At 77.2% G+C, this 24083-nt stretch carries 25 protein-coding genes and 1 pseudogene; 15 read left to right on the forward strand and 11 right to left on the reverse strand.

The window, feature by feature from the left end; translation table 11 throughout:
* Window positions 1-434, forward strand: a pseudogene (locus ACI797_RS04700) (hypothetical protein); the annotation flags it as partial.
* A 54-nt stretch (window positions 435-488) separates the two neighbouring features.
* Here the strand turns inward: ACI797_RS04700 and ACI797_RS04705 are convergent.
* Genes ACI797_RS04705 through ACI797_RS04725 form a run of 5 tightly spaced genes read right to left on the reverse strand, consistent with a single transcriptional unit; the run spans window position 489 to window position 2686 of the window.
* Entirely contained in the window at window positions 489-896 is a 408-nt protein-coding gene (locus ACI797_RS04705) for a hypothetical protein (protein ID WP_456857345.1), read from the reverse strand.
* Window positions 893-1441, reverse strand: a complete 549-nt coding sequence (locus tag ACI797_RS04710; RefSeq protein WP_456857346.1) for an ornithine cyclodeaminase family protein — start codon at window positions 1439-1441, stop codon at window positions 893-895. The genes ACI797_RS04705 and ACI797_RS04710 overlap by 4 nt, the downstream gene beginning before the upstream one ends.
* Window positions 1442-1462: 21 nt before the next feature.
* Complete coding sequence (locus ACI797_RS04715; RefSeq protein ID WP_456857347.1) at window positions 1463-1888, reverse strand: SRPBCC domain-containing protein; 426 nt, start codon at window positions 1886-1888, stop codon at window positions 1463-1465.
* The gene (locus ACI797_RS04720; RefSeq protein WP_456857348.1) at window positions 1885-2160 is read right to left on the reverse strand and encodes an ArsR/SmtB family transcription factor; all 276 of its coding nucleotides are present in this window, start codon (window positions 2158-2160) and stop codon (window positions 1885-1887) included. Before ACI797_RS04720 ends, ACI797_RS04715 begins: the two co-directional genes overlap by 4 nt.
* Window positions 2161-2164: 4 nt before the next feature.
* On the reverse strand, window positions 2165-2686 hold the full coding sequence (locus ACI797_RS04725; RefSeq protein ID WP_456857349.1) for a MarR family winged helix-turn-helix transcriptional regulator: 522 nt from the start codon (window positions 2684-2686) through the stop codon (window positions 2165-2167).
* Between the two features lie 72 nt (window positions 2687-2758).
* Here ACI797_RS04725 and ACI797_RS04730 point away from each other — a divergent pair, with 72 nt between their 5' ends.
* The gene (locus ACI797_RS04730) at window positions 2759-3412 is read left to right on the forward strand and encodes a maleylpyruvate isomerase family mycothiol-dependent enzyme (RefSeq protein WP_456857351.1); all 654 of its coding nucleotides are present in this window, start codon (window positions 2759-2761) and stop codon (window positions 3410-3412) included.
* Here ACI797_RS04730 and ACI797_RS04735 read toward each other — a convergent pair.
* The gene (locus ACI797_RS04735) at window positions 3393-6548 is read right to left on the reverse strand and encodes a carboxyl transferase domain-containing protein (RefSeq protein WP_456857352.1); all 3156 of its coding nucleotides are present in this window, start codon (window positions 6546-6548) and stop codon (window positions 3393-3395) included. The two genes, ACI797_RS04730 and ACI797_RS04735, sit on opposite strands and share 20 nt — an antisense overlap.
* Before the next feature lie 43 nt (window positions 6549-6591).
* Between ACI797_RS04735 and ACI797_RS04740 the strand changes: the two genes are divergently transcribed.
* From ACI797_RS04740 to ACI797_RS04765, 6 genes are read left to right on the forward strand one after another with little or no spacing between them, the layout of a single operon-like run.
* Window positions 6592-6738, forward strand: coding sequence for a hypothetical protein (locus tag ACI797_RS04740; protein WP_456542871.1), 147 nt, complete (start codon window positions 6592-6594; stop codon window positions 6736-6738).
* 26 nt (window positions 6739-6764) lie between these two features.
* Complete coding sequence (locus ACI797_RS04745) at window positions 6765-7937, forward strand: serine/threonine-protein kinase (protein ID WP_456542872.1); 1173 nt, start codon at window positions 6765-6767, stop codon at window positions 7935-7937.
* 3 nt (window positions 7938-7940) lie between these two features.
* A complete protein-coding gene (locus ACI797_RS04750; RefSeq protein ID WP_456857353.1) occupies window positions 7941-8450 on the forward strand; it encodes a mycothiol transferase in 510 nt (169 codons plus the stop codon).
* A gap of 19 nt (window positions 8451-8469) precedes the next feature.
* A complete protein-coding gene (locus ACI797_RS04755) occupies window positions 8470-9297 on the forward strand; it encodes a helix-turn-helix domain-containing protein (protein ID WP_456857354.1) in 828 nt (275 codons plus the stop codon).
* Window positions 9294-9713, forward strand: coding sequence for a VOC family protein (locus ACI797_RS04760; protein WP_456857355.1), 420 nt, complete (start codon window positions 9294-9296; stop codon window positions 9711-9713). Before ACI797_RS04755 ends, ACI797_RS04760 begins: the two co-directional genes overlap by 4 nt.
* Before the next feature lie 41 nt (window positions 9714-9754).
* The gene (locus tag ACI797_RS04765; protein ID WP_456857356.1) at window positions 9755-10942 is read left to right on the forward strand and encodes an acyl-CoA dehydrogenase family protein; all 1188 of its coding nucleotides are present in this window, start codon (window positions 9755-9757) and stop codon (window positions 10940-10942) included.
* 18 nt (window positions 10943-10960) lie between these two features.
* Here the strand turns inward: ACI797_RS04765 and ACI797_RS04770 are convergent, their stop codons facing one another.
* On the reverse strand, window positions 10961-11221 hold the full coding sequence (locus tag ACI797_RS04770) for a hypothetical protein (RefSeq protein ID WP_456542709.1): 261 nt from the start codon (window positions 11219-11221) through the stop codon (window positions 10961-10963).
* A 19-nt stretch (window positions 11222-11240) separates the two neighbouring features.
* On the reverse strand, window positions 11241-14216 hold the full coding sequence (locus ACI797_RS04775; protein WP_456857357.1) for a BTAD domain-containing putative transcriptional regulator: 2976 nt from the start codon (window positions 14214-14216) through the stop codon (window positions 11241-11243).
* Between the two features lie 169 nt (window positions 14217-14385).
* On the opposite strand from ACI797_RS04775, the gene ACI797_RS04780 reads away from it, so the two are divergent.
* From ACI797_RS04780 to ACI797_RS04795, 4 genes are all read left to right on the forward strand, one after another.
* The gene (locus tag ACI797_RS04780; protein WP_456857358.1) at window positions 14386-15204 is read left to right on the forward strand and encodes an alpha/beta fold hydrolase; all 819 of its coding nucleotides are present in this window, start codon (window positions 14386-14388) and stop codon (window positions 15202-15204) included.
* A gap of 802 nt (window positions 15205-16006) precedes the next feature.
* Window positions 16007-16588, forward strand: a complete 582-nt coding sequence (locus ACI797_RS04785) for a hemerythrin domain-containing protein (protein WP_456857360.1) — start codon at window positions 16007-16009, stop codon at window positions 16586-16588.
* 52 nt (window positions 16589-16640) lie between these two features.
* Window positions 16641-16946, forward strand: coding sequence for a hypothetical protein (locus ACI797_RS04790; protein ID WP_456542711.1), 306 nt, complete (start codon window positions 16641-16643; stop codon window positions 16944-16946).
* A complete protein-coding gene (locus ACI797_RS04795; RefSeq protein ID WP_456857361.1) occupies window positions 16943-17638 on the forward strand; it encodes an esterase/lipase family protein in 696 nt (231 codons plus the stop codon). The genes ACI797_RS04790 and ACI797_RS04795 overlap by 4 nt, the downstream gene beginning before the upstream one ends.
* Before the next feature lie 44 nt (window positions 17639-17682).
* On the opposite strand, the gene ACI797_RS04800 is transcribed toward ACI797_RS04795, so the two are convergent.
* Window positions 17683-17805 carry a hypothetical protein gene (locus tag ACI797_RS04800; protein WP_456857362.1) on the reverse strand — a complete coding sequence of 41 codons (123 nt, stop codon included), beginning with the start codon at window positions 17803-17805 and terminating at the stop codon, window positions 17683-17685.
* 124 nt (window positions 17806-17929) lie between these two features.
* On the opposite strand from ACI797_RS04800, the gene ACI797_RS04805 reads away from it, so the two are divergent.
* The gene (locus ACI797_RS04805; RefSeq protein WP_456542713.1) at window positions 17930-18085 is read left to right on the forward strand and encodes a DUF6131 family protein; all 156 of its coding nucleotides are present in this window, start codon (window positions 17930-17932) and stop codon (window positions 18083-18085) included.
* Here ACI797_RS04805 and ACI797_RS04810 read toward each other — a convergent pair.
* Entirely contained in the window at window positions 18076-19320 is a 1245-nt protein-coding gene (locus tag ACI797_RS04810) for an MFS transporter (RefSeq protein WP_456857363.1), read from the reverse strand. The two genes, ACI797_RS04805 and ACI797_RS04810, sit on opposite strands and share 10 nt — an antisense overlap.
* 116 nt (window positions 19321-19436) lie before the next feature.
* The gene (locus tag ACI797_RS04815) at window positions 19437-20192 is read right to left on the reverse strand and encodes an MIP/aquaporin family protein (RefSeq protein WP_456857364.1); all 756 of its coding nucleotides are present in this window, start codon (window positions 20190-20192) and stop codon (window positions 19437-19439) included.
* Between the two features lie 164 nt (window positions 20193-20356).
* Here ACI797_RS04815 and ACI797_RS04820 point away from each other — a divergent pair, with 164 nt between their 5' ends.
* Both ACI797_RS04820 and ACI797_RS04825 read left to right on the forward strand, forming a co-directional pair.
* Window positions 20357-23074: an ATP-binding protein gene (locus tag ACI797_RS04820; RefSeq protein ID WP_456857365.1), complete on the forward strand. Its 2718-nt coding sequence runs from the start codon at window positions 20357-20359 to the stop codon at window positions 23072-23074.
* A 169-nt stretch (window positions 23075-23243) separates the two neighbouring features.
* Window positions 23244-24065 (forward strand): PP2C family protein-serine/threonine phosphatase, encoded by an 822-nt coding sequence (locus ACI797_RS04825; RefSeq protein WP_456857366.1) that lies wholly within the window; start codon window positions 23244-23246, stop codon window positions 24063-24065.
* The last annotated feature ends 18 nt before the right edge of the window (window positions 24066-24083 follow it).

Genomic DNA, 24083 nt, shown 5'->3' on the forward strand with positions numbered 1-24083 from the left:
CCACCCCGGGCACCACCACCCCGGGCACCACCACCCCGGGCACCACCACCCCGGGCACCACCACCCCGGGCACCACCACCCCGGGCACCACCACCCCGGGCACCACCACCCCGGGCACCACCACCCCGGGCACCACCACCCCCGGCACCGCCCCGGGGACCACGACGCCCCCGCTGCCCACCACGGCGCCCCCGCTGCCCACCACGACGCCCCCGCTGCCCACCACGGCGCCCCCGGTGCCCACCACGCCGTCGGAGACCCCGGTCGAGCCGGCCTGCCCGGTGCCGCCGGCCGACCCCGCCGCCGAGGTCTGCCCGACCGACCCGTGCGCCGCGGAGGTCCCGCCGGCCACGGAGCCGACCCTCGTCCCGACCGACCCGGCGGCCCCCGCCTGCACGCCGGCCGAGGCGCCGGCGACCACGCCGGCCGCCTGACCGCGGGCTGGAGTCGGCCTCGCCGCAGGTGCTCGACCCTGCAGGAGGGTCCCTTCAGAGCTCGACCTCCCGGCCGACGCCGCGTTCCCGTGCGGCTGCCAGCACCAGGGTCGCGGCCGTGGCGTCCTGCACCGCGACGCCCACCGACTTGTAGAGGGTGAGCTGCTCGCCGCTCGTGCGCCCCGGCCGGGTGCCGGCGACCAGCTCGCCGAGCTCCGGGAGCTCCCCCACCGTCGCCGCGGACAGGTCCGGGCTGCCGGCCGCGGCGGTCCGCGACTCGACGACCACGAGGGCGTCGCGCACGGTCGCGTCGTCGACCTCCCGGCCGGCCCGGTCCCAGCCGACCGAGACGACGTGCGCGCCCGGGTCGAGCAGCTCGCGCCGGACGACGGGGTCGGCGCCCGGGTGGGTCGTCGCGCAGACGACGTCGGCGCCGGCGCACGCCTCGGCGGGTCCCCTCACGGCGCGCACCTCGAGACCGAGCTCCGCGGCCAGGTCGGCGGCCACCGCCGCGGCCCGGCCGGGTCGTGCCCGGCGACCCGGATCTCCCGCAGCGGCCGCACCCGGACCAGCGCCCGCGCGTGCGCGCGGGCCTGCACGCCGGTGCCGAGCACGGCCAGCACCGCCGCCTCCTCCCGGGCGAGCAGCCGGGTGGCCAGCGCGGAGCAGGCCGCCGTCCGGACGGCGGTGATCTCGGTGCCGTCGAGCAGGGCGGACGGCGCGCCGGTCTCGGCGTCGAAGACGACGACCACCGCCTGGTGGGTCGGGAGCGCGGTGCCGGCGTTGCGCGGGAACAGCGACACGAGCTTGGTGACCAGCGCCCGCTGCGACGGCACGTACCCGGGCATCGACAGGAGCCGCCCGTCCTGCTCGGCGACCTCGGCGCCGACCCGCTCGGGCACCGACGCGCGGCCCGCGCTGAGCTCGGCCATCGCACCGGCGAGGGCGTCGACCAGCGCGTCGACGTCCAGCAGCTCGGCGATCTCGCCGCGCCCCAGGACCAGCACGCACCCATGGTGGCGCACCGGTCAGCCGACGGGAGCCTCCATCGCGGCGAACCGGCCGAGGACGACGGGCCAGCCCTGCGCGTAGGACTCCCGGACGTCGGCGGCGTCGGCCCGGCGCTCCCAGCCCGAGTGCTCCAGCGTGACGAGGGTGCGCTCACCGTCGGCCTCGAAGGTGACGCGGACGGTGGTGGCCTCCTCCGGCGTGCGGCCGGGGTGCCAGTCGAGCTCCAGCGAGTTCGGCGGCTCCCACAGCGTCGCCTCGGCCCACACGCTCACCCGGTCGCCGTCGCGCTCGACCAGCCCCCTCCCCTCGAAGGCCACCGTCGCGCGCTCCCCGAAGACGCTGTGCCCGGCCATCGGCCACCACTCCCCGATCCGCTGGGTGAAGAGGGCGAAGGCGCGCTCCGGTGGTGCCGCGACGGAGACCTGGCGGACGATCGGCCTCACGGGGCTCTCCCTTCCTCGGCGTCGACGAAGCCGGCGAACGCGCCCAGCGCGTCGTCCCACACGCTCGTGAGCCAGCGCTGCACGTCGGCGAGGCCGCCGGGCGCGAGGGCGTAGAGGTTGCGCGTGCCGCGAGAGCGGTGCTCGACCAGCCCGGCGCCCTCGAGCACCCGCAGGTGCTTGCTGACGGCGGGCCGCCCGACCGGCAGCCGGCCGGCCAGCTCGCCCACCGGCAGCTCGCCGTCCCGCAGGCACTCGAGGATGCGGCGCCGCATCGGGTCACCGAGGGCGTCGAACGCGTCGTCTGCCGCCAATTGGTCGCTCATGGGTAACGGTTACCGTAGAGGAACCAAGGGGCGGTGGTCGACGGTAGGGGTCGGTGACCTCCCGGAGCGCGGTGAGCGCCCCGCGCAGCTGCCGCCAGCGCCGCTCCCCCAGGTGCGCCCGCCACTCGGCCTCGACCTCGGCGACGACGCCATCGGCGACCGGTTGCGCGGTGGCTCCGCGCTCGGCGATGCGGACCAGCCGGGCCCGGGCGTCGGTCGGGTCGGGCGTCCGCCGCACGTAGCCGGCCCGCTCGAGCTGGTCGACGAGGAAGCCGGCCGTCTGCTTGGTCACCGACGCAGCCTCGGCCAGCTCGGTCAGCCGCGTGCCGCCGGGGCCGATCCGCGCCATCACCCGCGCCTGGGCCGGCGTGACGTCGTCGAACCCCGCCTCGGCCAGCCGCTCGAACACGCGCTTCTCCAGCGCGCGGTACGGGATGAACAGCAGCAGGCCCAGGTTCAGCTCGTCGTCGGCCACCCGGCACCCCCTTGACGATGGTCAGAGGCTCGTCCTAATTTGGTCAGGTCATCGTACTACCTGGGGGTTCCCATGAGCCTCGACCGGGACGCCGTCTGGGCCGTCATCGACGAGCAGCGCGGCAGCCTCGCCGACCTGCTGGCCGACCTCTCCCCCGACGAGTGGGCGCACCCGTCGCTGTGCCGGGGCTGGCGGGTGCGCGACGTCGCCGCGCACGTCACCTTCTCCGTGGCCCGGCCGGTCGAGCTCATCGGTCCGGCCCTGCGGGGGCGGGGCGACTTCCACCGGACGACGCACGACGCCGCCGTCCGGCGGGCCGCCGCGACCTCGACCGGCGAGCTGGTCGCCGCGATCCGCGCGATGGTCGGCTCGCGCCGGCGGGTGCCCGGCCTCACGCCCTACGAGCCGTTGATCGACGTGCTGGTGCACGGTCAGGACATCGCCGTCCCGCTGGGTCGCCCGCGCCCGGCGCCGATCGAGGCGGCGGCGACGGCGGCCACCCGCATCTGGTCGATGACGTGGCCGTTCACCATCGTCTTCGACGCCCGGCGGCGGCTGGCCGGGCTGCGGCTGGTCGCCACCGACACCGAGTGGTCGGCCGGCGAGGGTGCCCTGGTCGAGGGCCCGGTCGAGGCGCTGCTCCTGCTGCTCACCGGCCGTGCCGCGGTGGCCGTCGACCGGCTGTCCGGCCCGGGGGTCGAGCGGCTCAGCCCCGCGCCGCGGTAGCCGCCCGGAGCGCCTCGCCGACCACCGCCCGGGTGTCGGCCGGGTCGATGACGTCGTCGATCTCGAACACCGACGCGACGGTGAGCGCCCGGCCCTGCTGGTAGGACTCGGCGACCAGCTCGGCGAAGCGGGCCTCGCGGGCGGCGTCGTCGGGCAGCGCGGCGAGCTCGCGCCGGTAGCCCAGCCGGACCGCGCCCTCCAGGCTCATCGGCCCGAACTCGCCGGTGGGCCAGGCGACGGTGAGGAACGGGGCGCGCAGGTCGCCGCCGGTCATCGCCATGGCGCCCAGCCCGTACGCCTTGCGCAGCACCACCGCCACCAGCGGCACGGTCAGCGCGGCACCGGCGACGTACAGGCCGCCGAAGCGGCGCACCGTGCCGGTCCGCTCCGACTCCGGCCCCACCATGAACCCGGGGGTGTCGACCAGCGAGACCACCGGCAGCCGGTGCGCCTCGCACAGCCGGAGGAACGCCGCGGCCTTGTCGGCGGACTCGGCGTCGATCGCCCCGCCCAGGTGCCGCGGGTCGTTGGCCAGCAGGCCGACCGGCCGGCCGTCGAGCCGGCCGAGCGCGGTCACGATGCCGCGGCCGAACCGGGGCCGGAGCTCCAGCAGGCTGCCGGTGTCGGCGAGGGTCTCGAGCACCGGGCGGACGTCGTAGCTGCGCACCCGGTCGGCGGGCAGCAGGTGCCGCAGCAGCCGCTGGTCGGCGCACCCGCCCGCCCCGGTCTGCCCGGTCAGGCAGCCGAGCACCCGGCGGGCCGCGACGACCGCGGCGTCGTCGTCGGGCACGACGAGGTCGATCACGCCGTTGGCCGCCTGCACCGCCGTGGGGCCGACGTCGTCCGGGTCGACGACGCCCAGCCCGCCGGCCTCGATCATCGCCGGGCCGCCCATGCCGATGCTGCTGCCCTCGGTCGCGATCACGACGTCGCAGACGCCGACCAGCGCGGCGTTGCCCGCGAAGCAGTAGCCGGAGACGACGGCGACGGTGGGCACCCGGCCGGCCAGCCGGGCCATCGTCGTGAACGTGGGGACGTCGAGCAGCGAGATCCCGGCCGAGTCGGTGTCACCGGGGCGCCCGCCGCCGCCCTCGGCCACCAGCACGACCGGCAGCCGCCGCTGATCGGCCAGCTCGAGCAGCCGGTCGGCCTTGCGGTGGTTGACCAGGCCCTGGGTGCCGGCCAGCACCGTGTAGTCGTAGGCGAGCACGGCGGTCGGCACGCCGTCGACCTCGCCGATGCCGGTCACCATGCCGTCGGCGGGCGTGCGGGCGACCAGCTCCTCCAGGGTGCGCCGCCGGCGCTGCGCGGCGATGCCGAGGGCGCCGTACTCGATGAAGGGGCCGCCGTCGCAGAGCGCGGCGACCGTCTCCCGCGCGGTCCGCCGGCCGGCCGCCCGCCGGGCGGCCACCGCGTCCGGCCGCGCTTCGTCGCGGGTGCCGCGCTGCCGCTCGAGCACCTCGGCCAGCTCCGGGCGGATGGCGTCGAGATCGACCTCCGCCCGCGCGGCGGCGGGGTCACCGGCGTCGTCCGACGGCGCGAGGACGGCGAGCACCGCGCCGGCCGGGACGACGTCGCCGACCGCCACCCGCACCGCGACGACGTCGCCGGCGACCGGCGCCGGGACGACGTGCTCCATCTTCATCGCCTCGAGCACCAGCAGGGTCGCGCCGGCGGCCACGGCCCGGCCCTCCCCCGCCTCGACCGCCACGACGACGCCCTGCAGCGGCGCCGCGACGGCCACCCCGCCGTCCGCGCCGGCGACCGGACGCGTCTCCTCCACCGGCGGCACCAGCTCGGCGAGGTGCTCGTCGACGAACGTCGTCGTCGTCCGGCCCTCGGCCACCTCGGGACGGGCGACGAGGGCGGCGAGCAGGCCGAGGTTGGTCGCCGGGCCGGCGACGTCGCACTCGGCCAGCGCACGCGCCGTCCCGGCGAGGGCGCGCGGCAGGTCCCGCTCGCGCACCACCACCTTCGCGAGCAGCGGGTCGAAGCGCGGGTCGACCTCGGCGCCGGGGACGGCGGCGGTGTCGACCCGGACCCCGCGCCCGGTGGGCGGTCCGAACCGCTCGAGGTGACCGGCGGAGGGCAGCACGGCGCCGTCGGGCCGCAGCGTCTCGGCGTTCACCCGGGCCTGCACGGCCGCGCCGCGGGGCACGACCGGCACGTCCAGCGCGAGGTCGGCGAGCGCGGCGCCCTCGGCCAGCCGCAGCGCCACCTCGACCAGGTCGAGGCCGGTCACCTCCTCGGTGACGGTGTGCTCGACCTGCAGCCGCGGGTTCACCTCGAGGAAGACGAACTCGTCCGCGCACACGAGGAACTCGACGGTGGCCAGGCCGCGGAGGCCGACGTCGCTCCCCAGAGCCACCGCGGCACCGGCCAGCGCGGTCCGCAGCCGGTCGTCGAGCGCCGGGGCGGGTGCGATCTCCACCAGCTTCTGCCGGCGGCGCTGGAGGCTGCAGTCGCGGTCGCCGAGCGCGGCGACCGCGGTGCCGTCGCCCGCGAGCTGCACCTCCACGTGCCGGGCGCCGGTCAGCAGCCGCTCGACGTAGACGTCGCCGACGCCGAACGCTGCCTGGGCCTCGGACCGGCAGCGCTCCAGCGCCGCGGCCAGCTCGTCCTCGGCGGCCACCGGCTGCTGCCCCCGGCCACCCCCGCCGGCCAGCGCCTTGACCATCACCGGCCCGCCGACCCCGCGGAGGAACGCCCGGGCGCCGTCGGCGTCGGTCGCGCCGGTGGCGGCCAGCACCGGGATGCCGAGCTGCGCCGCGCGTGCCCGCGCGCGCACCTTGTCGCCGAACAGCTCCAGCACGGCGGGGTCGGGGCCGACGAACACCAGCCCGGCGTCCGCGCAGCGCCGGGCCAGCTCGGGGCTCTCGGCGAGGAAGCCGTACCCGGGGTGGACGGCGTCCGCGCCGGCGGAGACCGCGGCCCCGACGACCGCCGCGGCGTCGAGGTACGCGGCCGGGCCCGAGCCGGGCAGGCGGACGGCGTCGTCGGCCCGGCGCACGTGCAGCGAGCCGGCGTCGTCGGCCGGCGCGACCGCGACGGTGCGCAGCCCGAGGGCGGTCGCCGTCCGCAGTACCCGGACGGCGACCTCGCCCCGGTTGGCCACGAGGAGCCGGGTGATCGGCATCCGCGGGAGTGTAGGTCGGGGCGCATCCGGGCAGGTTGCGGGCATGACGACACCCGAGCCGGACACCGGCACCGCCGACCCGAGCCTGCCCGAGCCCCGCGACATCGCCCTGGAGATGGAGACGCCGGAGCAGGCCGCCGAGATGGAGGCGCAGAGCAGCCCCGAGGAGGGGACGACGGACCAGCAGTAGGCCGGTCGCGGGCGTACGGTCCGCGCATGAGCGCTCCTCGGCCGGACACGGGGGCGGTGCCGGGCGAGCGGCTGCTGGCCGGTCGCTACGTGCTCACCGACGTCCTCGGCCGCGGCGGCATGGGCGTGGTCTGGCGGGCGACCGACCGCATGCTGCACCGCGAGGTCGCGATCAAGGAGCTCACCTTCTCGGTCGGGCTGACCGAGGAGGAGCGCCGCGTGCTGCGCGAGCGCACGCTGCGCGAGGCACGGGCCGCCGCCCGCCTGGACCACCCGTGCGTCACGACCGTCTACGACGTCGTCGAGGAGGACGGCAAGCCCTGGCTGGTCATGGAGCGGGTCGAGGCCGACAGCCTGCAGGCCGTCCTCGAGCACGCCGGGCCGCTGTCCCCGCACGCCACGGCCCGGATCGGCCTCGACCTCCTCGCCGCACTGGAGGCCGCGCACGCCGCCGGGATCGTGCACCGCGACGTCAAGCCGGGGAACGTGCTGGTCGAGCGCGACGGGCACGCCCGGCTCACCGACTTCGGCATCGCGACGACCACCGGCGACGACAGCCTCACCACGAACGGCGCGCTGATCGGCTCGCCGTCCTACATGGCGCCCGAGCGCATCCACGGCGACGAGCCGCACCCGGGGGTGGACCTGTGGTCGCTCGGGGCCACCCTCTACGCGGCGGTCGAGGGCCGGCCGCCGTTCGCCCGGGGCGAGGCCATGGCGACGGCGATGTCCGTCGTCTCCGAGCACCCGGCCCCGACGGTCCGCGCCGGCCCCCTCGAGCCGGTGCTGCGGGGGCTGCTGACCAAGGACCCCGCGCAGCGCAGCACCGCCGCGCAGGCGCGCCAGGGGCTGCAGGCCGTGCTGGCCGGGGCGGAGCCCCCGGCGCCGGTCCCCGCGCCCGCCCCTCCACCGCCGCCGGTCCGCGCCGAGGGCTCGGTGCACCGCTTCGACCCGGCCGACCTGCGCGAGCTGGCCCTCGCCTCGCGGGCGGTGCTGGGCTCGATGGCACGCGACGCGCTGACCGCGCGGCGGCGGCCGGGCAGCGCCCCGCTCAGCGGCCGGCCGCCCGCCGCACCCCGGCGCCGTCGGCGGTTCAAGCGCCGGTGGGTGGTCGTCCCCGTGGTGACCGCCCTGGTGCTCACGCTGGCCGCCCTCGCCGGGGTGGTCTGGCTGGTCGTGCGCGTGCTCGGCCTAGGGTGAGCCATGCGGAGCCGTGACCTGCTGCTGCACGCCTACGGACAGATCGGCGAGACCCTGCGCCGCGCGCTCGACGGGCTGACCGCCGAGCAGCTCACCGCGCGCGTCGGTCCGGAGGCCAACACCATCGCCTGGCTGGCCTGGCACCTGCTGCGCGTCCAGGACGACCACGTCGCCGAGGTCGCCGGCCGGGAGCAGGTGTGGACGGCGGAGGGCTTCGCCGGCCGGTTCGGCCTGCCCCTCGACGACTCCGCCACCGGCTACGGATTCGGCCCCGACGACGTCGCCGCCGTCCGGGTCGACTCCCCCGGCCTCCTGCTCGAGTACGCCGACGCCGTCTCCGCCCGGACCGCGGAGTTCCTGCGAGGCCTGGACGACGACGACCTCGACCGCGTCGTCGACCGCCGCTGGGACCCGCCGGTCACCCTCGGCGTCCGGCTGGTGAGCGTGCTCTCCGACGACCTGCAGCACGTCGGCCAGGCCGCGTACGTCCGGGGGCTGCTCGACGCGGGCTGAGCGGGCAGGATCTGCCGGCGTGGAGTTCGTGGCGCACCGGGTGCCGGGCCCGCTGCGGCCGTTCGTCGCCGTGGCGCACGGCTACCGCGTCGCCGCGAACCCGTCCGGCGTCCACCGCGGGCTGCCCTCCCGGCACCTCACCCTCGTCGTCGAGCTGGCCGCGCCGCTGCGGGTGGCCGGGCTCGGCGAGGACGTCGCCGCGCACGCGGTGCTCGGCGGCCTGCACACCCGCCCGGCGCTGATCGACGCCACCCGCCCGCAGGACGGCCTGCAGTACGGGCTCACCCCCGTCGCCGCCCGGGCGCTGTTCGGCCTGCCCGCAGCCGAGCTCGGCGAGCGCGTCGTCGACCTGGCCGCCGTCCTCGGCCGGGCCGCCGACCGGCTGGTCGAGCAGCTGGCCGAGGCGGGCACGTGGGCCGAGCGGTTGGCGCGGCTCGACGCCGCCCTGCTCGCCCGGCTGGCCGGGTCGCCGGGAGCGGTGCCGCCGGAGGTCGGCGAGGCCTGGCGGCTGACCGTCACCGGCGACGGACGCCGGCGGGTCGAGGAGGTGGCCGCGGCCGTCGGATGGAGCCGGCGGCACCTCTCCGAGCAGTTCCGGCTGGCCACCGGCATCGGTCCGAAGCAGGCGGCGCGGATCGCCCGGTTTGAGGCCGCCCGCCGTCTGCTGCTGGGGCCCGGCCGCCCGTCGCTCGCCGAGATCGCGGTGCGCTGCGGTTACGCCGACCAGCCGCACCTGCAGCGGGAGTGGCGGTCGCTGGCCGGCTGCAGCATCGGCACCTGGCTGCGCGAGGAGCTCCCATTCCTGCAAGACGACGACCGGGCGGAGCAGGCAGCCTCCCCGGCATGACCTCCTCCCCCGAGCTGTCCACCGCCCCCGCGCCCACCGTCTGGCCCAGCGTCGGCTTCGCCGACGTCGACGCCGGCACCGCCTTCCTCACCGACGGGCTCGGCTTCACCGTCACCGCCTGCCACCGCGGGGCCGACGGCACCGTCGAGCACGCCGAGGCCCGCTGGCCCGACGGCGGCGGCGTGATGTTCGGCAGCCGTGGCAAGCCCGGCGACTGGGGCGCCCTCGGCCCCCAGGGCGTCTACGTGGTGGCCGCCGAGCCGGCCACCGTCGACGCCGCGTGGGAGCGGGTCCGCGCGCTGCCCGGCGTGGAGGTGCTCGAGGCGCTGCACGACACCGGCTACGGCTCGCACCAGTTCGGCGTCCGCGACGCCGACGGCAACCTCTGGACGGTGGGCACCTACCGCGGCGCCTGACGTCGCGCGCGATCCGGTCGGACGCAATAGCGTCCGACGTCGTGACCGCGCCGAGCCCCGACTTCTACGCCTTCGAGGACCTGCTCGCGCCCGACGAGATCGAGATCCGCGACCGGGTGCGCGCCTTCTGCGACACGGAGGTGCTGCCGCGGATCAACGACTACTGGGAGCGCGCCGACTTCCCGTTCGAGCTGGTGCCCGGGATCGCCGAGCTGGGGATCGCGGGCGGCACCATCGAGGGCTACGGCTGCCCCGGCATGAGCGCCGTCTCCGCCGGGCTGGTGGCCGCCGAGCTGGCCCGGGCCGACGGCAGCGTCGGCACGTTCAACGGCGTGCACAGCTTCCTGGCGATGCAGTCGATCGCCCTGCTCGGCGACGAGGAGCAGCGGCAGCGCTGGCTGCCCGAGATGGCGCGGCTGGAGAAGATCGGCGCCTTCGGCCTCACCGAGCCGCGGCACGGCTCCGACGCCGTCGCGCTGGAGACCTCCGCCCGCCGCGACGGCGACGCCTACGTCCTCGACGGGCACAAGAAGTGGATCGGCAACGGCTCGATCGCCGACCTCGTGCTGATCTGGGCCCGCGACGAGGAGGGCGCCGTCGGCGGCTACGTCGTCGAGAAGGGGACCCCGGGCTTCTCGGCGCGGGTGATGACCGGGAAGACGGCGCTGCGCGCGGTCTGGCAGGCGGAGATCGCGCTGGACGGCGTCCGGGTGCCGGCGGAGAACAGGCTGGCCGGCTGCCGCAGCTTCAAGGACGTCTCGCAGGTGCTCGACCGCACCCGGTACACCGTGGCCTGGCGGGCGCTCGGCCTGGCGACGGCGTCCTACGAGCTGGCGCTGGCGCACGCGCTGCAGCGGGAGCAGTTCGGGCAGCCGATCGCCGGCTACCAGCTGGTGCAGGACAAACTGGCCCGGATGCTGGCCGAGATCACCGCGATGCAGCTCATGTGCTGGCGGCTGTCGAAGCTCGCCGACGAGGGCCGGATGACCGCGGCGATGGCGTCGCTGGCGAAGATGAACCACGCCGCCAAGGCGCGGGCGATCGTCGCCGACGCCCGCGACATCCTCGGTGGCGACGGGATCCTGCTCGACCACCACGTCGCCCGGCACCACGCCGACATGGAGGCGGTGTTCACGTTCGAGGGCACCGACTCGGTGCAGGCCCTCATCGTCGGCCGGGAGATCACCGGCCTGTCGGCGATCAGCGGCCGGCGTCCCGACCGCCGCTGACCGCCGCGCCCGCGCCGGTCAGCCGGTGCGGGTCAGCGGCCGGCTGGCCGCGGTGACCCGGGCGCACTCGGGGCAGGCGGTGCGCCCGGCCCCCACCCGCTCCCACTTCTGCGAGCCCCACACCTGCACGATGGCCCCGCAGACGGCGAGCTCCACCTCCCCGTCCAGCTCGGCCGGCGGCCGGTGGGCCTCCACGGCGTGCCAGGGACGGGCTTCCTCCGCCGGTCTCTCCCGGGACCAGCGGTCGGGTCGGGCGAAGCCGACGGCGTAGGTCTCCACGCTCGTGGAGTAACCTGCGTCAGGGGTGGTCAACCGCCCCGAGCGGGCGATTTCGGACGACGTCGGACCGTCCCGCTGGATCCCCGACCGGGTCCCGCACCACCGCCTCGATCGCCGCGCGGCCGACCGCGAGAGCCGCCGAGATCGACAGCCGGGCGCCCTGGGCGAGCAGCGCGTCCACCTCCCGGTTCCCGCCCCGCTCCAGCAGCGCGTCCACGGCGCCGTCGAGCCGGCTCCGGTCCCGGACGACCACGGGGTGGTGATCCTGGTGGGCGAGCACCGCCCCGGCGATCAGCGCCGCGTCGCGGTCCCGGCCGGCGTCGACGAGCCGCACGGCCAGGTGCAGCAGCACCCACCACTGCAACGCCTCGTTCCCGAGGTCGTCCCAGGAGTCGAGCACCCGGCCGAACTCCTCGAACGCCGCGGACGGCGACCGGGCACCGGCCAGCGTGGTGACCGCGGCGCTGCGGGCGATCATGACGACCAGCCGGTTGTCCGCGGCCCCGGCGTGCGTGATCGCGGCGCCGTACTCGGCGAGCGCCCCGGCGGGGTCGGCGGCCGCGAGCGCCTCCCCGCGCACGTAGTGCCACCACCCCAGCACCGTGGGGACCTCGCTCGCCCGGGTGGTCGCCCGCAGTTCCGCCAGCCGGGCCAGCGCCTCGTCGTCCCGGCCGCCGTAGGCGAGCACCTGGCACACCGCGATCTCGCACATCAGGCGGATCAGCGGCTCCCCGGCGCGGCGCCACAGTTCTCCGGCGCGGCGGTACAGCGTCACGGACTCCGCGGTGCGTCCCGTGAACATCGCCAGATCGGCCAGCTTCTCCACCGCGGCGGCGGCCGCCGGCGCGTCCGGTGCGCCGGCCGCGGCCACCCCGCGCCGGGCCAGCGTCTCCGCCTGGTCCAGCCGGCCGGCCGCCCACGCGGCCGACGCCGCGGCGGCGAGCGCGTCGCCGGTGCGCGGGAGGTCGTCGTCCCACTCGGCCACGACCAGCCCCCAGGCGAGCAGGTCCAGCCGCTGCCGCCAGTACGCGTGGTCGTGGAGGTCGGCGGCCAGCCGGACGGCGAGCGGGCGGTCGTGCTCCCGCGCGAACGCCCAGGCGGCATGGAGGTCATCGGTCAGCGCAGCGAGTGCCGCGACCGCCGCGGGCTCCCGGGCCGTCCAGAGCAGCCGGCGCCAGGTCGCCGCCCGCCCGGCGGTGTCGGCGGCGTGCCGGGCGCGCAGGGAGTGCCCTTCGTCGGCCGCCCACTGGTCCCGCGCGAAGTCGCGCAGCGTCTGCAGCAACCAGAACCGGCCGTCCCCGAACTGGACGAGCGACTGCTCGCAGAGCCGGGCCAGCACCGGGGCCACCGCCGCGGCGGGCAGGACCTCGTCCCCGCACACCGCCTCCGCCCGGTCCGGGGTGAAGGCGGCGGGGAACACCGCCAGGCGCCGGAACAGGCGCGCCTCCTCCTCGGCCAGCAAGCGGTAGGACCAGTCGATGACGGCGCGCAGCGACCGGTGCCGCGACGGGGAGGTCCGCCGTCCCCCGGCGAGCAGGTCCAGCCCCCGGTCCAGCCGGGAGGCGAACTCCGCCAAGCCGAACGACGGCGCGCGCGCCGCACCCAGCTCGATGGCCAGCGGGAGGCCGTCGAGCCGACGGCAGGTGGCCGCGACCAGGTCCACCTCGGCATCGGAGACGTGATCGACCTCCAGTCCGGGGGCGCGGTCCAGGAACAGACGGACGGCGGGGTTGTCCCGGCCGGCACCGGCGGGGACCGGCAGCGGAGCGAGGACGTGCACGTGCTCCCCCGCCGCGTCCAGCCGTTCACGACTCGTGGCCAGCAGGGTGAGCGCGGGGGCCGCGGCGAGCAGCCGCTCGGCCAGCTCGGCCAACGGCGCCAGGACGGTCTCCGCGTTGTCCAGCACCAGCAGCCCGCGCAGCTCCACCGCGGCGGCCTCCAGCGCGGTGAGGCGGTCGGCACCGATGGGCAGGTCGGCACCGAGCGCCTCCGCGACCACGTCGACCAGCCGCCCGCCGGCTGTGGCGGACAGATCGGCCCACCAGACACGGCCACCCCCGTCGGCCAGCGCGTGCGACGCCTCCAGGGCCAGCCGGGTCTTGCCCACCCCACCCGGGCCGACGAGCGACAGGAGCCGGCGGCCCCGGAGACACCCCAGCAGCAACCGCAGGTCCTCCTCACGCCCGAGCAGCGGGCCCGGTCGCCAGGGCAACCGGGGGATCGGCCGTACCCGCGCGGCCTGCGGTCCCCGGACGGGACGGCGCGGGGTCGGGAGGGCGCCGCGCAGGACCTGGCCCTGCAGCTCCTGCAGGACAGGTGCCGGGTCGATCCCGAGCTCGTCGGCGAGCGACTCCCGGTGGCGGCGGTACGCCTCGAGCGCCTCGGCCGCGCGGCCGTCGGCGGCGAGCGCCCGCACGAGCCCCTCCACCGCACCTGGCCGGAACGGGTGCACGGCCACCAGCTCACCGGCGGCTGCGACCGCCTCGGCGACCGAGCCCACGTCCAGGAGCAGCAGCGCCCGCTCCTCCCGCGCGACCAGGCGCAGCTCCTCCAGCCGGGCGGCGGGCGCCCGCGCGAAGGTGTCGGCGAACTCGCCGAAGGCCGGTCCGCGCCACAGGTCCAGCGCCTCGTCCAGCAGATGCAGCGCGGTGAACGGGTCCACCTGCCGCAGGGCGCGCGCCTCGCGGAGAGCCCGCTCGAAGCGTTCGGCGTCCAGCTCCTCCGGAGCGGCGCGCAGGACGTAGCCCGGTGGCCGTGTCCGCAGCCGGTCGGCAGCCGCGCCGAGCTGCGCGCGCAGCCGCCGCACCACCTGCGCCAAGGCGTTGGCCGGGTCCTCCGGCGGCTCGTCCCACAACAGCTCGACCAGGCGGCCGGAGGGCACCACGGCGTCGCGCTGCAGCAGGAGGGCGACCAACAGCCCACGCCCCCGGGCACCCTGGATGACCAGCCGCTCGGAGCCGACCTCGACCTCGAGCGGGCCTAGGACGCGGAACATGCCGGCGGCCCCCCTCTGCGGGACGACCGCGGCAGTCTGGCACGGTCGCCCGGGTGCGTGGTGCCGCCGGCGACACCGCGCCGACACCGCCGCGACACCGCCCTCCCCCAGCGTTCGGCAGCGCCGGGCGACCGCCCGGCGTCTCCACCGGACGCAGAGGAAACCGACCGTGCCCTCCTTTCCCGGCTCCTTCGGCCGCATCCACCACTCCGCCTGGCTCCCCGACGGCGACGTCTCCGGCGTCCTGGTCTTCCTGCACGGCTACGGGGAGCACATCGGGCTGTACGACGTCTTCGCCCGCCGGCTCACCGCCGACGGGTTCGCCGTGCACGCGATGGACGCCGCCGGCCACGGGCGCAGCGACGGCGAGCGCGGCGTCGTCCCCTCGCTGAGCGGCTGGGTGGACGACGCGCGTCACCTGGTCCGGCTGGCCCAGGAGGTGCACGCCGGCCGACCGCTCCTGCTCGCCGGGCACTCCGCCGGAGCGCTGGCCGCCTACCTGCTGACGCTGCGCTCCCCCGGCATCGCCCGGGCCCTGGTCGCCTCGGGCGCGCCGCTGCGCCCGCAGCCGTGGCTGTGGGAGGCGCTCGAGGCCGACGACTCCGCCGAACCCGCGCCCACCGACCCGGGGCAGATGTTCAGCACCCACCCCGCCTACGTGCACGCCCTGCTGCACGACCCGCTCACCTACCACGGCGGGTTCCGGCGGGAGACCCTGCAGGCCATCGCCGCCGCCTGGCCGGAGTCGCTGGCCGGCCTCGAGGCCGGGCGGCCGGACATCCCGGTCCTCTTCGTGCACGGCGAGGCCGACCCCGTCATCCCGATCACCGACGCCCGGGCCAGCGCCGCCCAGCTGCCGGACGCGCGGGTGGCCGCCTTCCCGGGCGATCTGCACGACGTGCTCAACGAGTCCGACCGCGCGCAGGTCCACGACACCGTCGCCGACTTCGTCGTCTCAGTCCTCGGCGTGCCCGCCGGCCGGCGCTGAGGAGGGGTGATGACCACTCGGCAGGAACCCGCCGCCACCGTCGACGAGGTGGCCGACCGGGTGTTTCCGCCGCGCTGGGGGCCTTCGAGAGGCGGGCCGTGCACCTGGGCGAGCGGGTCGGCTGGTACCGGGCGCTGACCGGCGCCGGACCGCTGTCCCCTGCGGACCTCGCGGTCGGCACCAGGACGGACGAGCGCTACGCGCGGGAGTGGCTGGAGATGCAGGCGGCGAGCGGCTTCGTCCTCGCCGCGGACCCCCCGCCTGCCCGAGCTCGGCGCGGCCTACCGGGACGGCGGCGGCCTGGGCTGGGCGCAGTTCGGGGCGGACGCCCGCACCGGCCAGGCCGACGTGAACCGTCCCTGGTTCGAGCGGGCTCTGGCCCGGCGCTCTGGCCGGCGTGCCGGAGGTGCACCGGCTGCTCGACCGCCCCGGTGCCCGGATCGCCGACGTCGGGTGCGGTAAGGGGTGGTCCTCGATCGCCTTGGCCCGCGCCTACCCAGCGGCCGAGGATGAGGGCTACGACGACGGTGCGGTGGTCGTCATGGGTGAGTCCGCCGGGGAGCCGATGCCCGCTCGCACACGCCCTCGGCTGCCACCGGCACCGTGATCCGGCCCGGCATCGTGCGGAGCTACGCGCGCCGCGGGATTCGCGGCGGCCGAGGTGCTGCCCGTCGACGATGTCGGGTTCTCGCGGTCCTACCGGCTGCACGATCGACCCGGCGGTGGTGTGACCGGTCCCGACCGAGGGAATGCAGCCCTCGCGCGAGACCGCCGCACCGCCCCGGCCCCCGAGGGAACCGCCATGACAGACACGACGCAGCGCGACGTGGTCGACCTGCTCACCGCCGACCACCGCGAGTTCGACCGCATCTTCACCCAGCTCGAAGGGCTGGTGGGCCGGACCGGGGAGGACGACCTCCGGCGCAAGCGCGAGCTCGTCGACGAGGTCACGATCGGCCTGGTCAAGCACTCCGTCGCCGAGGAGACGCAGGTCTACCCGGCCGTGGAGAAGCAGGTCGACGAGGAGGAGGCCGAGCACTCCAAGCACGAGCACGCCGAGGCCGAGGAGACGATGAAGCGGCTGGAGCGGATGGACCCCGACGACCCGCAGTTCGACGCCGAGGTGCAGACGCTGATCCGCGAGATCCGGCACCACGTCGAGCACGAGGAGAGCCGGATGTTCGCCGAGCTGCGCTCCACCTTCAGCCAGGCGGAGCTGGTGCAGATGGCCGGGAAGGTGGAGGCGGTCAAGAAGATGGCGCCCACCCGCGCGCACCCGCTGACGCCGAACGAGGGCGTCGTGCGCACCGTGGCCGGGCCGGTCGCCAGTCTCCTCGACCACCTGCGCGATGCCGTGAGCGGGCGGGGCAAGACGACCGGCTGACCACGCGCGCCGCGCGCTACCGTCGGGAGGGCACGCGACGGGAGGAGTGACGGTGGATCCGATCAGCCTGGTGGTGGGCGGCGCCCTGCTGGCGGTGGGGTTCGTCGTCGGCCGGCTCGGCCGGCGGCCCGCTCCTCCGCCCAAGCCGATGACGCCGGTGTGCGGCTGCGGCCACCCGCTCAGCCAGCACGACACCGAGACCTCGACCTGCTACGCCGAGCTGCGCCGCGACAGCTACGACAAGCGCGGCCGGTGGGCCGGGCACACCTGGGTGCCGTGCACCTGCCGGCAGTACGTGGGGCCGCGGCCGATCGACGAGGTGTTCCAGCCGCGGCTGCTCCCGCCGATGGCCGAGTGACCGCGGCCGGACGGCGACGCGGCCTGCTGGCCGCCACCGAACCGGTGCGGGCGGCGGCCAGCGCCGGCGCGCTGGCCGCGTCCCTGCCCCTGCTCGCGGTCGCGCCGCGCGGCGACGCGCACCCGGTGCTCGTGCTGCCCGGGCTCGGGGCGTCGGACCTGTCCACCGGCGCGCTGCGCCGCTGGCTGCGCGGGCTCGGCCACCCGGTCGTCGGCTGGGCGCTCGGGCGCAACCGCGGACCCACGCAGGAGGTCGTCGACGAGCTGCCCCGGCTGCTGGCCCGCCTGCACGCCGAGCACGGGTCACCGGTGAGCATCGTCGGGCAGAGCCTCGGCGGCATCTACGCCCGCCGGCTGGCGCTGCGCGCGCCGGAGCAGGTGCGCCAGGTCGTCACCCTCGGTTCGCCGTTCGCCCTGGCCGGCAGGTCGGGCGGGGGGCTGCGCCGGCCGCTGCCGGTGCCGAGCACGTCGGTCTACTCGCGCTGGGACGGCGTCGTCGACTGGCGGGCCTGCCTGCAGCAGACCGGGCCGCTCAGCGAGAACGTCGCCGTCCGCGCCGGCCACCTCGGGATGGGGCTGGACCCGGCCGTGCTGTGGGTCGTCGCCGACCGGCTGGCCCAGCCGGCCGATGCGTGGCAGCCGTTCCGCCGGCCCACCCGCCTCGGCCTGGCCGCGCTCTTCCCCGACGAGTGATCCGGAGTCCCACGACCGCGGTTTCCGCGCCGTGGGGCCCCGCGTCAGGCGGGCCGCACCCGGACCGGGATGCTGTCCCAGGCCCGCAGGGTGTTGTGCTGGTGCCGCCGCGTCGGGATCCGCACGGCGCGGGTGAGCACCGACTCACCGCTGCTGCCCCCGGCCACGCGGCGGAGTCCGGCACCGGCCCTCGACACCCGGACGGGTGACACCGTGCATGGCGGAGGTGATCACGGGACATCCCGGCTCCGCCCACGGGTCGACGCATGCGCTCACTAGGGAGGGCGGAACGTGATCATCCTCGGTCTCATCCTGCTGTTGCTCGGACTGCTCCTGAAGATCTCGATCCTCTGGACGATCGGCATCATCGTGGTCGTCGTGGGGCTGGTCCTGCTCCTGCTGGGGTCCACCGGCCGGGCGGTCGGCGGCCGGAGACACTACTTCTGACGTCCGGGAGGCCCCTGGTCCGCGTGATCGGGGGCCTCTGGCGGGCGGTCGGCCGCCGGCAGCGGCCGCAGCGCCGAGGCGACCAGCGCCGACAGCCCCAGCAGGACGGCGACGACGGTGAGCGCCCGGAGCACCGTTCCGCCCTCGCCGAGGAAGCCGATCAGCGGCGGGCCGCCGAGGAAGGCGCAGTAGCCGATCGAGGCGACGACGCTGACCCGGGCCGCCGCGCGCACCGGGTCGTCGGCCGCGGCGCTCATGCCCACCGGGAAGCCCAGCGACGTGCCGATCCCCCACAGCAGGGCGCCGACGAGCGCCAGCGGCACGCCCGGCGCGAAGACGAAGAGCAGCAGACCGACCGTCGCCACCGCCGCGATCGCCCGGACCACGGGCACCCGGCCGTAGCGGTCGAGCAGCGCGGGGCCGAACCAGCGCGCGAGGGTCATGGCCGAGAGGAAGACGGCGAAGCCGAGCGCGCCCGTGGCCGCGTGCGCGTCGTAGCCGTCGATGAGCGCGACGCTGATCCAGTCGTTGGCGGCGCCCTCGGCGAAGGCGAAGGCCAGCACGCACAGCCCGATCAGCAGGGTGCGGCCCTCGCGCCAGGCGGCCAGGGCGGCGCGGGCCCCGCCCGCCGGTCGCTCCTCGTGCTCCGCGTGACCGGTGTCGGGCAGGAAGCGTCGGGCGGCCAGCGGGACGGCGACGCCGACCAGCACGGCGACGACGACCAGGTGCACGGCCACCGGGACGTCGAGCAGCACCGCGCCCGCGCCGACCAGCGCGCCGGCGACCGTGCCGAGGCTCCAGCCGGCGTGGAAGCGGGACATGATCGACCGCCCCAGCTCCGTCTCCACCCGCGCGCCCTGCACGTTCATCGCGACGTCCCAGGCGCCGTTGCCCAGGCCGAAGAGGAACAGGCCGGCGACGAGCGGCACCACCCCGGCGAGGTGCCCGACGGCGGCCAGCGCCAGGGCGGCGGACATCAGCACCGCCATCGCCGCCACCGTGCGGCCCGACCCGAAACGGGTGACCAGCGGCCCGGCGACCGGCAGGGCCACCACCGACCCGGCCGCGATGGCGAGCAGCACCAGGCCCAGCTCGGCGGAGCTGAGCTCGAGCGAGTCGCGGACCTGCGGGATGCGCGCCGCCCAGTTGGCGAAGGCGAACCCGCTGCCGATGAACGCCGCGTAGGTGGCCAGCATCGCCGCGCGCACCCTGGTCGCGGGCAGGTCGGAGAGCACTCCGCTCAGGGCCTCGTCCCTTCTCGCCGGTGTCGGCCACCGTCGGGAGGTGCGGGGGACGGGGCACGGCCATCATGGCACCCGGCCAGGGGGACCGACGGCCGTGGGAGGCCCCGCTACGTCGCTCCCGGCGGTTCGGTGGGTGCCAGCACCCGGTCGTAGACGACCGCGGCCAGCACGCCGCCGAGGGTCGGCGCGAGGAGGTAGATCCAGAGGGGGGCGAACTCGCCGGCGAGGACGTCCGGCCCGAACGCGCGGGCGGGGTTCACGGCACCGCCGGTCAGTGGGCCGGCGACGAAGATGCCGGCCGCCAGTGCCAGCCCGACGGCGACAGGTGCGGCCGCACCCTGGGCGCGCTCGTCGGTGGCGACCGAGACCACGACGAGCACGAGCACGAACGTCACGAGGGTCTCGACGAGGAACGCCCGCACCGCGGAGACGTCGTCGGCCGGCACCGTGGCGCCGAGCCGGCCCTCGTCGCGGGCCCGGCTCCCACCGACCGCCCAGGTCAGCGCGGCTCCGGCCAGACCACCGGCCAGCTGGGCGGCGACGTACGCCCCCGCGGCGGACCACGGGAAGCGCCCGGTCACGGCCAGCCCGAGGGTGACCGCCGGGTTGAGGTGGCACCCGGAGACGTGCCCGAGCGCTGCCACGAGCGCGACCAGGACGACGCCGAACGCGAGCACCACCGCGAGCAGGTCGTAGACCGCCTGCCCGGTCACCGCGTTCGCGACCGCCACGCTGGTGCCGACGAAGACCAGCACCGCGGTCCCCAGGAACTCGGTGAACGCGGCGCGGGGCAGCCGCTCCCCCACCCGGCTGCCGTAGAGGCCTACCGTCGACGACCCCTGCGGTGCAGTGCTCCCGGCCATCGCTGTCCGTCCGTCGTTCCGGGCCCCGTGCACGCTCGGGTGGACGTCTGCTCCGTCGACCGCCCTCTGGTCTTCCCGGATCCGCGGTGCCCGACACCCCGTTCCGTTCCCGCTCCGGCCCGGACCGCCCTAGACTCCGCCGGTCGCAACCCCGGAGGCCCACGATGCGCGTGCAGGTCCGGCTGCTGGGCGGGTTCGGCGTCGAGGTCGACGGCCGGCCGGTGCCCGAGCAGGCCTGGTCCCGGCGCTCGGCGTCGGCGCTGGTGAAGCTGCTCGCGCTGCAGCCCGGCCACCGCCTGCTGCGCGACCGCGTGGTCGACGCGCTGTGGCCCGACCTGCTGCTCGACGAGGCCGCCCCCCGCCTGCACACCGCGGCCCACTACGCCCGCGCGGCGCTGGGCAGCAAGGACGGCATCGTGCTGTCCGCGGGGACGGTCGCGCTCTTCCCCGACGCGCAGGTCACCGTCGACGCCGAGGAGTTCGACCGTGCCGGCGACCCCGACCGGTATGCCGGTGACCTCCTCCCCGACGACCTCTACGAGCCGTGGACCGAGGAACCCCGCGAGCGCTTGCGGCAGCGCCGGCTGGACCTGCTGCGGACGGCCGGCCGGTTCGCCGAGCTGGTCGAGGCCGACCCGCTGGACGAGGAGGCGCACCTGGCGCTGGCCCGCGGCCTCCTCCGCGAGGGACGGCGGTCAGACGCGCTGCGGGCGCTCGACCGGATGGCCGCGGTCTTCCGCGCGGAGCTGGGCGCCGAGCCGGGGCCGGCGGCGGCCGCGCTGCGCCGCGCCGTCGAGGCGGCGCCGCCCGAGCGGGCCACCCGGCTGCGCCTCCCGCCCGCCCGGACCCGGCTCATCGGGCGGGACGGCGACCTGGCCGCGGTCGGGGCGCGGCTGCGCTCGTCGCGCCTCGTGACGCTGACCGGGCCGGGCGGCGCCGGGAAGTCCACGCTCGCGCTGGCGGTGGCCCGCCGGGTGGCCGCCGACACCGACGTCGTGCTCGCCGAGCTGGCTCCGGTGCGCGACGGGGCGGGGCTGGTGCGGGCGGTGGCCGAGGCGGCCGGCGTCCAGGGCGCGGGCGCGGTCGAGCCGGCGCGGCTCGCGGCGCTGCTCGGCGGCCGGCCGGCGCTGCTGCTCCTGGACAACTGCGAGCACCTGGTCGACGAGAGCGCCGAGCTGGTCGACGCCGTCCTCGACGCCGGGCCCCGCGTGCGGGTGCTCGCCACCAGCCGGGAGGCGCTGCGGGTCGACGGCGAGGTCGTGCACCGGCTGGGCCCGCTCGGCAGCGAGGCCGCCAAGCTGTTCGCCGAGCGGGCCGCGGCCGCGGCCGGCCCGGGCAGCGCCGACGTCGCCGACCCGCGCGTCGCCGAGCTGTGCCGGCGCCTGGACGGCCTGCCGCTGGCCATCGAGCTGGCCGCCGCCCAGCTGACCGCGCTGGGCATCGACGAGCTGCTCGAGCGACTCGACGACCGGCTCACCCTGCTCGCCGGGGCCCGCCCGCGCGCCGGCGAGCGCCACTCGGCGCTGGCGGCCACCGTGGAGTGGAGCCACCAGCTGCTCGCGCCGGAGGCGCAGGACCTGTTCGCCCGGCTCGGCGTGTTCCCCGCCGACTTCCCGCTCGCCGCCGTCCCCGCGGTCGCCGGCGACGTCCACGCCGCCACGGCGACGCGGCTGCTCGGCGACCTGGTGGCCAAGAGCCTCGTCGTCCACGACCCCGCCACCCGCCGCTACCGGCTGCTGGAGACGCTGCGGCTGTTCGCCGCGCAGCGGCTGGACGAGGCCGGCCTGCGGCCGGAGGTGACCGAGCGGCTGCGCGCCTTCGTCGTGGACCGGGCGCGCGAGCTGCCGCGGCCCCGGCGCTGGCTGTCGGCGGCGACGGCGGCCCGCAGCCGCGACGACCTCGAGACGGTGCGGCTGGCCTTCGCGGCGAGCCTGGCCGCCGGTGACACCCCCGCGGCGGTCGACGTCGCCCTGGGGCTGGCCACGCTGTGGCGCAACGCCGTCTCCTACGCGGAGGGCCGCCGCTGGGTCGACCAGCTCCTCGGCCGCGACCTGGCGCCGGCCGACCGGCTGTGGGCCCTCGTGCTGCAGGCCGACGTGGGCGTCGGCGCCGGCGACCCCCGGCGCCTGGCCGCGGCCGCCGGCGCGGCGGCGGAGGTCGTCGAGGCGGCCGGCGACCCCGGGGGCGCGGCGGTCGCGGCGCACTACGCGGCGATCACCCAGGCCGTCCGGCCGCAGGTGGCGCTGGCGCGGCTGGCCGAGGCCCGCGCGCAGGCCGTCGCGGCGGACGAGCCGGGCCTCGTGCGGCTCGACGACGCCTACCGGGTCGTCGTCCGGCTGCTGCTCGGCGACACCGACGGGCTGGCCGGCGAGGCCGCGCAGCTGCTCGCGGCCGGCGGCGCCGACTACGACACCTACCTGGCCATCTGGGCCGCCTGGCTGGTGGCGCTCGTCGACCGGGACGCCGCCCGGCTGCGCCGGCTGATCGACGCGCAGCACGCGCACCTGCGGGTCAGCGGCCTGGACGAGAACTGGCTGACCACCTACTCCGAGGCGCTGTCGCGGATCGCCGCGGGCGAGCCCTACCTGGCCCCGCTGCAGCAGGCCCGGCAGCGGGCCGAGCGGGAGGGCCGGCAGGCCGACCCCGACGTCGTCCTGGCCCTCGGCTACGCCGCCGCCTGCCGCGACGACTGGACCACCGCGGCGGAGCTCGTGGCGGCCGCCGGCGGTGCGCTGTTCTCCGACACCGCCGGCTTCTTCCACCACGTCCTGCTGCGCGACCGGCTGGTGCGGCCGCGGCTGCACCCGGACGAGTTCGCCGCGGCCAGCGCCCGCGGCGAGGCGCTCCCCCTCGCCGCCGTGCTCGCCGAGCACGGCCTCTGAGGCGGCTTCGGCGCCTCTTCAGCGCTGTCGGCCGACGCCGACCGCGACGGTCGCCGCGACGCCGGCGGCCCCGGCACCACACCGGCCCCGGCGGCCACCGTCCGATCTGCCCGGCGGGCCCGCGACCGACGTCCGGGAAGCGCAGAGGAATCCGCGCCACACTGGAGGCGTGTCCGGGACCCAGCCGCTGCTGCTCTCCGCGGTGGCCGGGCTCGCCCTGGACACGGCGGCCGGCTCGACCGCCGGCCCGCGCCCGGACAACCAGGACGCCGGCCTGGCCGGTCCGCGGCTGGTCGCGGTGGCCGACGGCGTCGGCGGCTCGGTCGGCGGCGCCACAGCCGCGGCCCTGGTCGTCGACCGGCTGCGCCGCGTGGCCGAGCTCGCCGGTCCCGCCGCCCCCGACCTGGTGGGCGCGGTCGACGCCGCCAACGACGACCTCGCGGCCGCCGTCGCCCGGCAGCCGTCGCTGACCGGCATGGCGACCACGCTCACCGCCGCGGCCCTGACGCCGCAGGGCCGGCTCGTCGTCGCGCACGTCGGCGACGGGCGGGCGCACCTGCTGCGCCGGGGCGAGCTGCTGCGGCTCACCGTCGACCAGACCCTGGTCCAGAGCCTGCTCGACGCCGGCACGATCACCGAGGAGCAGGCCCGGCGGCACCCGCTGCGCCACGTCGTCCTCGCCGCGCTGCACGGCCGCCCGGGCGAGCCCGCCTCGGTCGTGGTCAGCGCCCTGCCGGCCGAGCCCGGCGACCGGCTCCTGCTGTGCTCCGACGGCCTCTCCGGCACCGTCCCGCCCGAAGAGCTGCGCGCGCTGCTCGCCGACTCGGCCACCCCGGCCGTCGCCGTGCGGCGGCTGCTCGACGCCGCGCTGGCCGCCGGCACCGAGGACAACGTCACCGCCGTCGTCGCCGACGTGCGGTGCGCCGACCCCGCCGACGTCGCTCCGTCGTCGCTGGTCGGTGCCGCGCGGGAGCTGCCCCGCGCCCGCTGATCCCCCGATCGCGCGCCC

It is taken from the genome of Geodermatophilus sp. SYSU D00691, assembly GCF_054050275.1.

Excerpts from the sequence above, each read along its gene's own strand:
- ACI797_RS04750 (WP_456857353.1), top strand. The coding sequence starts at position 7,941 with ATGCGGAGCCGTGACCTGCTGCTGCACGCCTACGGACAGATCGGCGAG.
- ACI797_RS04720 (WP_456857348.1), bottom strand. The coding sequence starts at position 2,160 with ATGCGGCGCCGCATCCTCGAGTGCCTGCGGGACGGCGAGCTGCCGGTG.
- ACI797_RS04775 (WP_456857357.1), bottom strand. The coding sequence starts at position 14,216 with ATGTTCCGCGTCCTAGGCCCGCTCGAGGTCGAGGTCGGCTCCGAGCGG.
- ACI797_RS04740 (WP_456542871.1), top strand. The coding sequence starts at position 6,592 with ATGACGACACCCGAGCCGGACACCGGCACCGCCGACCCGAGCCTGCCC.
- ACI797_RS04815 (WP_456857364.1), bottom strand. The coding sequence starts at position 20,192 with ATGGCCGGGAGCACTGCACCGCAGGGGTCGTCGACGGTAGGCCTCTAC.
- ACI797_RS04730 (WP_456857351.1), top strand. The coding sequence starts at position 2,759 with ATGAGCCTCGACCGGGACGCCGTCTGGGCCGTCATCGACGAGCAGCGC.
- ACI797_RS04745 (WP_456542872.1), top strand. The coding sequence starts at position 6,765 with ATGAGCGCTCCTCGGCCGGACACGGGGGCGGTGCCGGGCGAGCGGCTG.
- ACI797_RS04760 (WP_456857355.1), top strand. The coding sequence starts at position 9,294 with ATGACCTCCTCCCCCGAGCTGTCCACCGCCCCCGCGCCCACCGTCTGG.
- ACI797_RS04785 (WP_456857360.1), top strand. The coding sequence starts at position 16,007 with ATGACAGACACGACGCAGCGCGACGTGGTCGACCTGCTCACCGCCGAC.
- ACI797_RS04820 (WP_456857365.1), top strand. The coding sequence starts at position 20,357 with ATGCGCGTGCAGGTCCGGCTGCTGGGCGGGTTCGGCGTCGAGGTCGAC.
- ACI797_RS04735 (WP_456857352.1), bottom strand. The coding sequence starts at position 6,548 with ATGCCGATCACCCGGCTCCTCGTGGCCAACCGGGGCGAGGTCGCCGTC.